At 69.5% G+C, this 12,745-nt stretch carries 12 protein-coding genes and 1 pseudogene; 8 read left to right on the top strand and 5 right to left on the bottom strand.

Annotated elements, in window-relative coordinates:
- Positions 1-177: 177 nt before the first annotated feature.
- From LIU39_RS01545 to LIU39_RS01530, 4 genes are all read left to right on the top strand, one after another.
- On the top strand, positions 178-2,577 hold the full coding sequence (locus tag LIU39_RS01545; protein ID WP_227043708.1) for a xanthine dehydrogenase family protein molybdopterin-binding subunit: 2,400 nt from the start codon (positions 178-180) through the stop codon (positions 2,575-2,577).
- Positions 2,574-3,446 (top strand): FAD binding domain-containing protein, encoded by an 873-nt coding sequence (locus tag LIU39_RS01540; RefSeq protein ID WP_227043705.1) that lies wholly within the window; start codon positions 2,574-2,576, stop codon positions 3,444-3,446. The genes LIU39_RS01545 and LIU39_RS01540 overlap by 4 nt, the downstream gene beginning before the upstream one ends.
- The gene (locus LIU39_RS01535; RefSeq protein ID WP_227043703.1) at positions 3,436-3,921 is read left to right on the top strand and encodes a (2Fe-2S)-binding protein; all 486 of its coding nucleotides are present in this window, start codon (positions 3,436-3,438) and stop codon (positions 3,919-3,921) included. The genes LIU39_RS01540 and LIU39_RS01535 overlap by 11 nt, the downstream gene beginning before the upstream one ends.
- A gap of 80 nt (positions 3,922-4,001) precedes the next feature.
- Positions 4,002-4,628: an SRPBCC family protein gene (locus LIU39_RS01530; RefSeq protein WP_227043700.1), complete on the top strand. Its 627-nt coding sequence runs from the start codon at positions 4,002-4,004 to the stop codon at positions 4,626-4,628.
- Here the strand turns inward: LIU39_RS01530 and LIU39_RS01525 are convergent.
- From LIU39_RS01525 to LIU39_RS01515, 3 genes and pseudogenes are all read right to left on the bottom strand, one after another.
- On the bottom strand, positions 4,612-5,298 hold the full coding sequence (locus LIU39_RS01525; protein WP_227043698.1) for a GntR family transcriptional regulator: 687 nt from the start codon (positions 5,296-5,298) through the stop codon (positions 4,612-4,614). The two genes, LIU39_RS01530 and LIU39_RS01525, sit on opposite strands and share 17 nt — an antisense overlap.
- A gap of 213 nt (positions 5,299-5,511) precedes the next feature.
- Positions 5,512-5,625: pseudogene (locus LIU39_RS35155) on the bottom strand (restriction endonuclease); the annotation flags it as partial.
- 9 nt (positions 5,626-5,634) lie between these two features.
- A protein-coding gene (locus LIU39_RS01515) for an IS5 family transposase (RefSeq protein WP_227043696.1) occupies positions 5,635-6,455 on the bottom strand; the annotation gives its coding sequence in 2 pieces (ribosomal slippage) (positions 5,635-6,095 and positions 6,095-6,455; 822 coding nt in all).
- 287 nt (positions 6,456-6,742) lie between these two features.
- On the opposite strand from LIU39_RS01515, the gene LIU39_RS01510 reads away from it, so the two are divergent.
- Both LIU39_RS01510 and LIU39_RS01505 read left to right on the top strand, forming a co-directional pair.
- Positions 6,743-7,756 carry an MDR family NADP-dependent oxidoreductase gene (locus LIU39_RS01510; protein WP_227043694.1) on the top strand — a complete coding sequence of 338 codons (1,014 nt, stop codon included), beginning with the start codon at positions 6,743-6,745 and terminating at the stop codon, positions 7,754-7,756.
- A 27-nt stretch (positions 7,757-7,783) separates the two neighbouring features.
- Complete coding sequence (locus LIU39_RS01505; protein WP_227043693.1) at positions 7,784-8,242, top strand: MerR family transcriptional regulator; 459 nt, start codon at positions 7,784-7,786, stop codon at positions 8,240-8,242.
- A 141-nt stretch (positions 8,243-8,383) separates the two neighbouring features.
- Here LIU39_RS01505 and LIU39_RS01500 read toward each other — a convergent pair whose 3' ends face one another.
- Positions 8,384-8,722, bottom strand: coding sequence for a hypothetical protein (locus LIU39_RS01500; RefSeq protein WP_227043691.1), 339 nt, complete (start codon positions 8,720-8,722; stop codon positions 8,384-8,386).
- 436 nt (positions 8,723-9,158) lie between these two features.
- The gene (locus LIU39_RS01495; RefSeq protein WP_227043690.1) at positions 9,159-10,109 is read right to left on the bottom strand and encodes a helix-turn-helix domain-containing protein; all 951 of its coding nucleotides are present in this window, start codon (positions 10,107-10,109) and stop codon (positions 9,159-9,161) included.
- A 135-nt stretch (positions 10,110-10,244) separates the two neighbouring features.
- Here LIU39_RS01495 and LIU39_RS01490 point away from each other — a divergent pair, with 135 nt between their 5' ends.
- Together LIU39_RS01490 and LIU39_RS01485 are read left to right on the top strand one after the other, a co-directional pair.
- Complete coding sequence (locus tag LIU39_RS01490; RefSeq protein WP_227043687.1) at positions 10,245-11,162, top strand: MBL fold metallo-hydrolase; 918 nt, start codon at positions 10,245-10,247, stop codon at positions 11,160-11,162.
- A gap of 29 nt (positions 11,163-11,191) precedes the next feature.
- Entirely contained in the window at positions 11,192-12,634 is a 1,443-nt protein-coding gene (locus tag LIU39_RS01485; protein WP_227043685.1) for a carboxylesterase/lipase family protein, read from the top strand.
- Positions 12,635-12,745 lie beyond the last annotated feature (111 nt).

Below are 12,745 nucleotides of genomic sequence, written 5' to 3'. Positions count from 1 at the left end.
GATCAGCGGTCGCGGCCGCACGCTGATGTCCGCGCGGAGTGTGCAAGCGCAACCCTCGACGTAAGTTGCATACAATTACGGTCCTGGTGATCCGATCGCTGTACCGGTGTCACCGGCCCCGCCGAGGCGCACGCTCTCCGGTTTCGGAAGGCACCGTGCCCACCAAGGAGGCGATGCATGAACGCTGCAGGCAGCAATCCCGCACGGCGTAACGGGATCGGAGCACGGACACCGCGCCGCGAGGACGCCCGGCACTTGTCCGGCCGGGGGCGATTCGTGGCGGACATGAAGCTTCCGGGCCTTCGGGAGGTCGCCTTCGTGCGCAGTCAGGTGCCGCACGGGCGTATCCGCGGCATCACGGTACCCGCGGACGCCGAACCCGGGTCGGTCTGGACCGGTACGGATCTCGCTCCGATCGCTGAGCCGCTGACCGCGACCTCGACGCTGGAGGGTTTCCGCGCGGCCCCGTTACCCCATCTCGCCGTGGAGAAGGTGCGATACGTCGGCGAGCCCATCGCCATGGTGATCGCCTCCGCGCGCGCGGAGGCGGAGGACCTGGCAGCTCGGATCATCGTGGACATCGAGCCGTTGCCCGCAGCCGTGGACTTCACCGGGGCCCTGGCTCAGGACGCGCCACTGGTCCACGACGACTGGCCGGACAACGTGTACGCCACCACCTCGGGCGACATCGGGGACGTGGACGCCGTCGCGCACGACGCCGCTGTGACCGTGACCCGTGAGTACACCATGAACCGCCAGGCGGTCGTTCCGCTGGAGACCCGTGGCGTCATGGCCCAGCACGACCAGACCAGTGGACAGCTCGTTGTCCACTCCTCCACCCAGACACCGCACATGATCCGCGACATGATCGCGATCCTGCTGGGCGTCGAGGCGCGTCAAGTGCGGGTGATCGCGCCCGACATGGGCGGTGGATTCGGGACCAAGTGCTCCGTCTACCCGGAGGAGATCGCCCTCGCCGCGGTCGCCATGCGGCTTCCCTACCCGATCCGCTGGGTCGAGGACCGCTGGGAGGCGATGGTCTCCTCCACCCAGGCTCGCGATCACCACTACCGGATCACCGCGCACGCAGCCGCGGACGGCACCCTGTTGGGGGTCGAGGCCGACATCCTGGTCAACGCAGGGGCCTACTCGGTACACCCGTGGACGGCCACGATGGACGCCACCATGTCGGCGGCGATGATCCCCGGCCCCTACCGGCTCAGCAACTACCGCTTCCGCACCCGTAGCGTGGCCACCAACAAGACACCGCTGGGGCCGTATCGCGGTGTGGCGCGGCCGGGCGCCTGCCTGGCGATCGAGCGCACCCTCGACGAGCTCGCCCACGCACTGGGCATCGAGCCGAATGAGATGCGTATCCGCAACATGGTGCGGCCGGAGGACATGCCGTACACCTCTGTCGCCAAGAAGGTCTACGACAGCGGTGATTACCCCGAAGCCGTGCGTCGCGTGTCGGCACTCATCGGACACGACGCCTGGCGCAAGCAGCAGCAGGACGTTTCCGACGGCGCCCGGCACCGCATCGGCATCGGGTACGGCTCGTTCACCGAGCAGACTGCGCACGGATGCATCGAATGGGCCTCTCGCGGACTCGCCATCACCATCGGCACCGAAGGGGCACGCCTGGAGATGGACTCCTCCGGGGGCCTCACCCTGAGTGTCGGGATCAAAAGTCACGGCCAGGGTGCGGAAACCACACTGGCCCAAGTGGTCAGCGAGGTCTTCGACGTTGACCCTGCGCTGGTCACGGTCGTGCACGGCGACACGGCCCTCACCCCTCGTGGTGACGGCACTTTTGCCTCCCGCTCCATGGTGATGGCCGGCGGGGCCACGTATGGCGCGGCACAGCAACTCGCCGGGAAGGTGCTGCGGATCGGCGGCGTGCTGCTCGGTGAGGACCCGAAGAAGCTCCGGTTCAAGGACGGGGCCGTCGTGGGGCGCACAGGCTCTGTCACCTACCGCGAGCTGGCCAAGGAGTTCCTGTTCACCCCGGACCACGTGCCCGGGGTCGAGGCCGGCCTTGAGGTCTCCTTCTACTACCGGCCCGACACCCAGACCGGCGCCTTCACCTACGCCAGCCACGCCGCGGTGGTCAGTGTCGACCTGGACACCGGAGCGGTGTCGCTTCTCGACTACGCAGTCGTGGAGGACTGCGGGACGGTGGTGAACCCGCTGATCGTCGACGGGCAGATCACCGGCGGTATCGCCCAGGGCATCGGCACCGCGCTGCTGGAGGAACTCGTGTACGACCCCGATGGACAGCCCAAGTCGACGTCCTTCCTGGACTATCTGCTCCCCGGAGCGACCGAGGTGCCGATGATCAAGATCGGCCATATGCAGACCCCGTCCCCGCACACGGTGTTCGGGGTGAAGGGCGCGGGCGAAGGCGGCGCCATCGCCCCTCCGGCGGCCATCGCCAACGCGGTCACCGACGCCCTGCGGGCTTTCGGCGCCGAGGCGAACGAAACCCCGATGACGCCGGTCCGGATCTGGACGGCACTGCAGGACGCCCAGGCATCTCCGGTGCGCGGCGCCGCCATGACGGGAACGGACCGGTGAAGCCGGCGAACTTCGCGTACCACAGGCCGGGGACGTGTACCGAGGCAGCCGATCTGCTGTACCGGCTGCGCGACGACGTCAAGGTGATCGCCGGCGGCCAGAGCCTGTTGCCCCTCATGAACATGCGTCTCGCCGAGCCCGCGCACCTCGTCGACGTCTCCGCCGTACCGGAACTGCGGCGCACGGACCTGACCGCCGAAGGCGCGACGTACGGGGCGGCGACCACGCACATGATGTTCGAGCACCAGCTGGTGCCCGATGTGGCGGACGGGCTGCTGAGCCACGCGGCCCGCGGCATCGGCTACCGTGCCATCCGCAACCGCGGCACGGTCGGCGGAAGCCTCGCGCACAGCGACTCGTCGGCGGAATGGCCCACCGTGATGTCGGCGCTCGGTGCCACAGTCCATGCCTTGTCGGTTCGGGGCGAACGGCGCATCCCCGTAACGGAGTTCCTGCTCGGTTTCTTCAGCACGGCGCTGGCGGACGACGAGCTGATCACCGCGGTGTCGGTGCCCCGGATCGCCCCCGGCACACAGTGGGGCATGTACAAGATGGCCCGCAAGCCGGGGGAGTTCGCCGATTCCCTCGCCGTCGTCCAGGTGCGCGACACCGGCGCCTCGACGCCCGCGGTCTCCGTGTGGCTGGGGGCCGCCAAGGACGTCCCGCTGCGCCTGAAGCATGTCGAGAAGGCCCTCGCCGATCGGCCGGACCGCAGCCTGCTCCCGGCCGACCTGAGCGGGCCGCTCGCGGCTGACATCGGGGCGGACACGGCCACCGCTTCACCGCACGACCGCCACGCTCTGCAACTGCACGCCGTCACGGTGCACCGCGCGCTGATGGCAGTGGGGAAGGCACCACATGCCGCATGACCTGACCATCGCATTGCGTGTCAACGGCCGGAAGACCGAAGCCACGTTCCCCGCTCGGACCACTCTCGCCGATCTGTTGCGGGACCGGCTCGGCCTCACCGGGACTCATCTCGGCTGCGAGCAGGGCGTCTGCGGAGCCTGCACGGTGTTCGTCGACGACCTGCCGGTGCGCGCCTGCCTCACCCTGGCCGCCGCCTGCGAGGGTGCGGAGGTCGTCACTGTGGAGGCGCTGGAGGGGCCGGATGTGGAAGCCCTCCGCGCCGATTTCTCCCGCGAAGGCGCTTTGCAGTGTGGCTTCTGCACGCCGGGAATGCTGATCACCGCCTGCGACCTCGTCCGGCGGCGTGAGCCGCTGGCCCGCGAGGAGATACAGGAGGCGATGGCCGGAAACATCTGCCGCTGCACCGGCTACAACGGCATCGTCCGCGCCATCGAGAAGACCGTCGACGCACGGATCTGCGCTGAAGGCCCGTGATGTCATCCGCACACGGGACTGCGGTGGGCGGGTTCCGCGTCGTAGCGGTGACAGTGCAGACTCAACGGAGGAGATGAGACATGGAGTTCACCCACGAGTTCCTCGTGCCAACGGCACCGGACGACGCCTGGAAGCTGCTGACGGATGTGCCGCGTATCGCACCGTGCCTGCCGGGTGCGTCGGTCACTCCCGCGGGAGACGGCACCTACGAAGGTGCGGTCACGGTCAAGGTCGGCCCCATCAAGGTCAGTTACTCGGGAACGGCGACCTTCACCGAACTCGACGCGCCGGCTCACCGCATGGTGCTGGACGCCGGCGGTCAGGAGCGCAGCGGCAAAGGCTCCGCCAAGGCACTGATCACCGTGCAACTGGCCGGTGAGGGCCCCGACAAGACACGCGTGGTGGTGGGCACCGAACTGCAGATCACCGGCAAGATCGCCCAGTTCGGCCGCAGCGCCATGGCGGACGTCGGCGCCCGTCTGATCGGTCAGTTCGCCGCCAACCTGGAGGCTGTGGTGGGCGCCTCCCCGGACGCTGCGGCCCCGTCCGCGAGCGGTGCGGCCGACGCCCGGCCCCCCGCCCCGCAGGTGGAGCCCGAGCTGAATGCGCTGGCTCTGGTGACACCCGTGGTCCGGCGGGGCGCGCCCGTGGCCGGAGCGTTCGCGGCGGGCGCTCTGTTCGTCTGGCTGCTCACCCGTCGTCGTTGACCCTGTCGAGGTCCTGCGCCTCCAGCACGGAGTGCTCGGCGGCCCGGATGTGCACCTTCATCATCATTTCCGCGAGGGGGGCGTCCCGGCGGCGCAGGGCCTCGATGAGTTCACGGTGATGTTCGACGCTGCGCGCGAGATCACGTTCGGAGTACCGCAGGAAGGTACGGCGCACGAGCGGCAGCCCGAGCACGCCATGGAGCAGAGAGACGAGGCTCTCGTTCGCGGTCGAGGCCAGTACCAATGCGTGGAACTCGTTGTTCAGCTCGGCCGCGTGCTGCCTGGCGTCCGGCCGTGCATCGGCGATGACACGGATGTACTCGTCGAGGTTGGCCTCAAGCCTCCCCAGGGCCTCGTCGCTGATGTTCTGTGCGGCCACCGCGGCCACGTACCCTTCGACCGCTGCGCGAAGACCGTAGATCTCGGCGATCTTGCTGCGGTCCCACGCCACCACCTGGGCACCGCGGTTCGCCTCGAAACGGACCAGACCTTCTGAGGCAAGCCTGCGCAACGCCTCCCGCACCGGAGTCCGGCTGATCCCGATCGAAGCGGCCAAGGACTCCTCCCGCAGCCAGGCGCCCGGCTCCAGGTCGCCGGCGGCCATACGTTCGGCGATCTCCACATACGCGCGCTGGGCAGCGGACTGCGCGCCGCGGTGTCCTTCTCCCATTTCCTACTCCTCGCTGGCTGCGCCGTCCGGAGACGGCCCCACCCCGCAAAACCATATCCGGGCCCGCGGAACACGATCCCACGGAAGGGATGTACACCCCTTTTCTCAGGGGGCGGCTGCCACTCCGCTGTGCTCAAGAGCGCGGAGTGCGCTGCTGAGGCCGACACCGAGATGACGTCGCAGTACGGCTGCGGGCTCGCTGTTATGTGGCGGCGGGAGTGCTTTTGTGAGGCGGTCCAGCCGCGTGTAGAGGGCGCGCACGAGCCGCGCGAGGTTCCGGACGCAGTGGGCGGTGCCCTTCAGTGGTGCGGACAGGCGTCCGGCGGCTTAGAGGAGCTAACACAATGCTTGGGCTCGTCTGTAGGTGATGACGCAGCAGGCGAGTTTGAGGAATGCCTCGTGGATGTCGTCTCGGATGTCCCAGCGGATCCGTAGTCGTCTGAAGCCGTGGATCCAGGCGTTCGTGCGTTCGACGACCCACCGGACGGCGCCCAGGCCGGATCCGTGGGGCACTCCCCGGCGGGCGATGACCGGCTTGATGCCGCGTTTCCGCAGCAGGCGGCGGTACTTGTCGTAGTCGTAGCCGCGGTCAGCGAACAGCTGCCGGGGGCGGTGGCGCGGTCGGCCGGTGGCTCCTCGGATTCGGGGGATCGCGTCGAGCAGGGGCAGCAATTGGGTGACGTCGTGGCGGTTCCCGCCGGTCAGAGTGATGGCTGGTGGGGTGCCGTCGGCGTCGGTGACGATGTGGTGCTTCGAGCCGGGCCGGGCACGGTCGACCGGGCTCGGCCCGGTTTTGGGCCACCCCGACGGGCCTGCCGGTGCGAGCCGTCGATCACCGCCCGGGACCAGTCCAGCTTCCCCGCGCGGTGCAGCTCGGTCAGCAGCACCTGGTGAAGCCGGTCCCAGACACCGGCCTCATGCCAGTCCCGAAGCCGACGCCAGCACGTCATGCCGGAGCCGAACCCGAGTTCCTGCGGCAGCCATTGCCATTGGATCCCGGTATGCAACACGAACAGGATGCCCTGCAGACAGCCGCGGTCGTCCAGAGGCAACCGCCCCGGGTTGCACGACCGGCGCCGCCTGACCGGCAACAGCGGCTCAATACGCGCCCAAAGATCGTCCGACACCACCCACGGCGGACCATTGCCCTTCCCCATACCCGGCCCAACGACCCACCCAGGTACCAGACATGGCCTCCCCAGCTCTTTCTGTTAGCTCCTCTTAAGGCCCGCGACGTGGAGCACGTCAGTGTGCCGTGATGCACCTGGCAACGGGACTCCACTGGTGATACGGCCTGTGCGCCGAAACCCGGCCCGACGCCCCGGGTGGGAACTTGCACTTGACGTAGGCGTCAAGTTCTAACGTCGCCAGAATTCGTGCGGCAGCCCTGTAAGGGGCGGCCGCGCCCTGCGGGTTCCGCCCGCCTTCTTGCCGAGGAGTCTTGATGACCACTGCCGTCCCTGCCACCCATCGGGAGGTGCGTCTGGCCGCACGCCCGCAAGGCCCCCTCGGCACCGGCCATTTCCGCACTGTCGAGGCCCCGGTGCCCGAGGCGGGCTCCGGCCAGGTGCTAGTGCGCAACCGGCTGATGAGTGTCGCTGCGGTGATGGACACCCTTGTGCGGGGCAATGCCGATCTGCCCATGCCGCCCTATGAGCCGGGAGAGGTCCTGGGCGGACCGGCAATCGGCGTGGTGATCGCCGCGCCGGGCACTGGCCTGAAACCCGGCGATCTCATTGCCCACAACGGTGGCTGGCGCGAGTACGCGCTCATCGACGAAACCGACGCGCAGCGTCTCGACCCCGGGGCACTGCCGGATGTGGCTGCCCACCTGTCACAGGGGCTGACTGCGTGGTTGGGCATCGCGCGGGGAGCCGAGGTGCGGCCCGGGGACACGGTATTGGTCACCGCTGCGGCGGGTGGCGTCGGCTCCCTGGCCGGGCAGTTTGCCCGCCTGCGTGGAGCGACGCGGGTGATCGGCAGTACCAGCTCCCGGCGCAAGGGCAAGTACTTGGTCGAGGAACTCGGCTACGACGCCGTCGTCACCCGAGATGCGGGCCCGATCGAAGACCAACTGCGCGAGGTGGCCCCCGCCGGCATCGACGCTGTCTTCGACAACGTCGGCGGGGAACAGCTGCTGGCTGCGCTGGCCCTCGCCCGCCGCGGTGCCCGCGTCGGTCTTGTCGGCACGCTGTCCGGCCAGATATCGGGCGGCTTCACCGCACCGGTCGAGATCGACACGGGCTCCCTTATCTTGCGGGGCATCACGTTGCGCGGCATGTCCGGCAGCGATCACCTGGACGCGATCCCCCAGTGGTTTCATGAGTTCAGCCGTGGGCTGCACGACGGCACCCTCACCTTCCCCCACACCCGGCTGTCGGGAATCGATCAAGCACCGCGGGCGTTGTGTGAGCTGCTTGAAGGACGCCATGTCGGAGCGGTGCTGGTAGAGCTCTGAACCCCTGGCCCCGAGGAGGAGTCAACGATGCGTATCGGTGATGCGGCGGCGGCCTCGGGCCTCACCCCGAGGGCACTGCGCTACTACGAGCAGCGGGGGCTGATCACGGCGCGGCGCACGCCGTCCGGCCATCGCGACTACGGGCAGCATGACATTGAGCGGTTGCGTGCCATTCGTGAGTTGCTCGATGCGGGCCTGACGATAGGTGACGTACGGGCCTTCGCCCATGTCCTCGATACGAGGTCTCCGTCCGATGACGAGAATGCCGGGACGGCCGGCGAAGACGGGCCGGGCTACTGCCCGGTCGCTGATGTCACCACCCAGCGGGTGGCCGAGCTCAACCAGCGCATCGAGCGATTGACTCGGGCACGAGACCGGTTGACCGCCGCGCTCGCGCACCGATTCGGCGAATTGTTCCGCAACCCTGCCGGCAGACCTGACACCGGAGCCGACGCCCTCCTCGGACGGGAACAACCGATCCAGTGATCCGAACTCCGCACAGGGCCTAAGGGTCCGGTGGATCCCCGGTTTCGCTGACCGGGGATCCATTGCTGTAGGGGCTGATCCACGCGCCGGGTGCCTGGGGCGCCCGCCGGGTGGCTGCCGATGGTGCGGATGGCGAGGCGCTCAGCTGCCCTTGCTGTCCGGTTCGCGGACGAGCCCGAGTTCGGCGCCCAGGCGTGTGGTGATCTGTGCCGGGTCGATGTCGCGGTCGGTGAGGTGGTACAGGTCGGCGAGGTTGTGCGGCGCCGGGATGGCGACGGCGTCGGCTACGGCTTGGCCGGTGGCTTCCCGGTGGGCCCGTTCGCGGTCGTCGTCGAGGGCCAGGCCGGAGAGTTCGTACAGGTCGGCGTAGACGGTGTCCACCATCTCGGCGACGTCGCCGGGGATCTCGATGGGTTTGCCGTGGTGCTGGGCGAGTTCATCGCAGCAGCGCTTCGTCGTACACCTTGCCCCATGCCCCATGCGTGGGTGGGGACGCCGCACACGTCAGCGGCTGCTGCTGCCGGGTGCTGGGCCGGAGAGGGGTGGCCGGAGGCGGGCGGTGTCGCTGCGGCCGTGCGTGAGGGTGTTCAGGTCGCCCCGCGCACCAGTTCCCTGTTGCCGCCGGGTGTGCGGCTCGCGGCGGCGTGTACCGGCGTGCCGCCTCGTCGCTCTGAATCGGCGTGCGGGGCCGGTCGACGGGCAGTCGATGGGGAAGGACTGTCGGGCCGTCGAAGTATCGAGTTCACCGTCGCGCAGCGGGATGCAGGGTAGCGCCCGGATGCTTCCCAGCGAAGTAGGTGACCTTCGTGGTTCTCCGGCCGGGGTGATTCTGCTGTGTCTCGCGATCCGCTTCCTGCCCCGGCCCGATGACGTGGGAATTGCTGGTTGTCTCACGGCTTGACCGAGGTGTTCCGTCTCACCGTCGTGTCATTTCCTCGCCCGGGACCTTCCGGGCTGCCTGCACGTGTCGGTGCGGCTTCTCGGGGACGCCGACGCTGTCCGCGTGCCGCGCCCTGCTGCCGCTCGCCTGCCGGAGGAGCGCGAGGGCCTCATCGGACGAGGAGCCGGCGGGGGTTGTGCACACGATGAGCGCCTGCTCCGGTGAACGGGCGATCGACAGGGTCTGCTGTGTCACCGTCACCGTGCCGACGACGGGATGGTGCAGCTCGTAGGCCGCGGCGTCGCACGGCGCCACACGGTGGTCCCCCCACAGTGCGACGAACTCCGGGCTCTTCATCGTCAGCTCGCCGATCAGCTCCGCGAGCAGCGGGTCCTCCGGGTGCCTGCCGACGGCGATGCGCAGGTTGCCGACCACCGCGCGCGCCTTGCGCTTCCAGTCCGCGTACAGCTCCTGGCAGTGCGGGTCCAGGAACAGCATCCGGCTCATGTTCGGGCGTCGTGCCGGGGCGTCCGGGCCAAGGAAGTCCAGGTGACCGGCCAGCAGGGCGTGCCCGAGGGTGTTCCAGGCCAGCACGTCCGTACGGCGGCCGAGCACTATCGCCGGGACGGCGTCGACGGCGCGGAGGAGGTCGCGTGTTTCGTCGGCGAGCTTCTCGGGCCGAGGGCGGCGCAGCCGGGGCGCGTGGCGGGCGGCGCCGGCGAGCCGGTCGAGGTGCTCGCGCTCGTGGTCGTCGAGCAGGAGTGCGCGGCCGATCGCGTCGAGCACCTCGGCCGAGGCCCCGCGGGACTGGCCCTGTTCGAGCCGTGCGTAGTACGAAACGCTGACGCCTGCCAGCTCGGCCAGTTCCTCGCGCCGGAGCCCGGCCACCCGCCTGCGGGGCCCGAGGTCGCGCAGGCCGACGTCCTCGGGTCGCAAACGCGCGCGTCGGGCTTGGAGGAAGGCGCCGAGCGGGCCGGGTCCGTTCATCGCCCCAGTATTCGGTGCGCGGCCGATCCCAGCCACACCCTGTGGGGGTGGGACAACCCGGGAGTGGTGCGTGCCCGCCCGCGTGTCCAGGCTCGGTCTCATTCGGCGGCGTACCCCAGACCCGAGGACGGACACATGGATCAGAGCGCGGAGCAGATCATTCTTGGCGACATCACCGTCAGCCGTGTCAAAGAGTTCTCCGGCTCGTCGGAGATGTCTCCGGGCCAGTTCTTCCCGGACAGCCCCGACGGCTCGTGGGACGAGCACCGCGACTGGCTGGCACCCGACTTCTGGAACCCGCAGACGGACGAGTGCCGTACGGCGATCCAGTCCTGGCTGCTGCGCAGCGAGGGGCGCACGATCCTCGTCGACACCGGCGTGGGCAACCACAAGGACCGGCCCTACGCGCCGGTGTGGAGCCGCCTGGACACGAACTACCTCGACCACCTCGCCGCCGCCGGGGTGCGGCCCGAGGACGTCGACATCGTGGTCAACACCCACCTGCACATCGATCACGTCGGCTGGAACACCCGCCTCGACGGCCGGACCTGGGTACCGACCTTCCCGAACGCCACGTACCTGATGACCCGTCGGGACTTCGACTTCTGGGATCCGGCCAACGAGAACAAGACCGTGCTGGGCCGCGGGAACCAGAACGTCTTCGAGGACAGCGTCAGGCCGGTCCACCAGGCGGGACTCACCCATCTGTGGGAGGGGACGTACCGGATCGACAAGAACCTGCGTCTCGATCTCGCTCCTGGGCACACTCCCGGGTCGTCCGTACTCACCCTGGAATCCGGCGGCGATCAGGCATTGTTCGTCGGGGACCTGGTGCACACCGCGCTGCAGATCGCGGAGCCGGACACCAATTCCTGCTTCTGCGAGGACCCGGCGGAGTCCCGCGCCACCCGGCACAAGCTGCTCGGCCGCGCCGCCGAGAACAATGCGCTCGTCTTCCCGGCGCACTTCGGCGGCCACGGCGCCGCGGAGGTCGCGCGCAGCGGCTCGAAGTTCGCGATCAAGGAGTGGGCGGGCTTCTCCCGTATCTCCTGATGTCCCCCTCCGGAAAGGATGCGTGTCCCGTGCCCCGACAGGCAGATCCGGTCGTCGAAACCCCGGCGGGCGCCGTGCGCGGCCTCCGCGACGGATCCGGCGAGCGCTACCGCGCCCTCCCCTACGCGGCGGCCCCGACCGGCGCCGGCCGTTTCGCCCCACCCGCACCGCACCCGGGCTGGTCCGGCGTCCGCGACGGCACGCGCCCCTCGCCCACGGCTCCCCAGCCGGCCCGCGACTTCGGCCGACTCGACATGGTCCCCTACTTCGGGCCTGGCTGGGTGCCCGGCGAGGAGTACCTGACCGTCGATGTCCACACGCCTGCCGCCGACAGCGGCAGGCGTCCCGTCATGGTCTTCGTGCACGGTGGCGGGTTCGTCACCGGCTCGAACCGTGCCGCGCTCTACGACGGCAGCGCGTTCGCCCGGGACGACGTCGTCCTCGTGACGGTGAACTACCGCCTCGGCATCCCCGGGTTCCTCGATCTGGCGGGTGCTCCGGCCAACCGCGGACTGCTGGACGTGCTCGCCGCGCTCAGCTGGGTACACGACACCGTCGCAACATTCGGCGGCGACCCCGAGAACGTCACGGTCTTCGGCCAGTCCGCGGGCGCCACGCTCACCGGCGCGCTGCTCGCGACACCGGAGGCAGGCGGTCTGTTCCGGCGAGCGATCGTCCAGAGCGGCAACGGCACCGGGGCGTTCACCCCAGAACAAGCACAACGGGTCACCGCCACGGCGGCCGCCGCACTGGGCGTCGCGCCGACCGCCGAGGCGTTCGCCCTGATCCCGGACGAGCGCTTCCTGACGATCCTGCCCGCACTGACCGGCCTCGACCTCCGCACCAGCACCGCCACGGACCCGCTGGCCGGGCTCAGCCCGTTCAGCCTGGTCCTGCCGGTCCAGCCCGCCGACGGTCTCGTCGACGGCCCGGCCGGCGACGTCGACCTGCTCATCGGCACCAACACCGAAGAGGGGCACCTCTACCTCGCACCGCAGGGCGCCCTGGAGTCCACCACGGAAGCTGACGTACTCGCCGTCGCCACCCGGGTACATGCAGACCCGGAGACCACCCTCGCCGCGTACCGCGCGGCACGGCCGAACGAAACACCGGGCGAGCTGCGCTCCGCCGTGCTCGGGCAAGCCCTGTTCGAGGCCGGTACGACGCGCATGGCGCAGGCCCACGCGCGGATCTCGGGCGGCCGCACGCACGTCTACTCCTTCGGGTACCGCTCGACGGCCCTGGACGGGCGACTCGGCGCTGCCCACACCGTCGAACTGCCCTTCGTGTTCGACATCGCCGACAAACCCTGGCTGCACGGGGACACCTGCCTACTCGGCCCCGACCCCGCACCAGCAGGGCTCGCCGCCCAGGTACACGGCGCCTGGGTCGCGTTCGCCAACACCGGGAACCCTGGCTGGGCTCCCTACACCCCGCAGCGCCCTGCGGTGGAAATTGTCCCTTCTCATTAGATCTTGCAGAAGGCAGGCTGCTGACCTGGGGTGTGACAGGTAGGAGTGGGATTTCCGCCGGGGCTGTCGGGGTGTTTGAGAGGTCGTGTTGGCGATGCCGGGCGTGTGTCT

This window comes from Streptomyces pinistramenti (genome assembly GCF_020564935.1).
GTDB classification, from domain to species: domain Bacteria; phylum Actinomycetota; class Actinomycetes; order Streptomycetales; family Streptomycetaceae; genus Streptomyces; species Streptomyces pinistramenti.
This window is presented reverse-complemented; position numbering and strand designations above follow the sequence as displayed.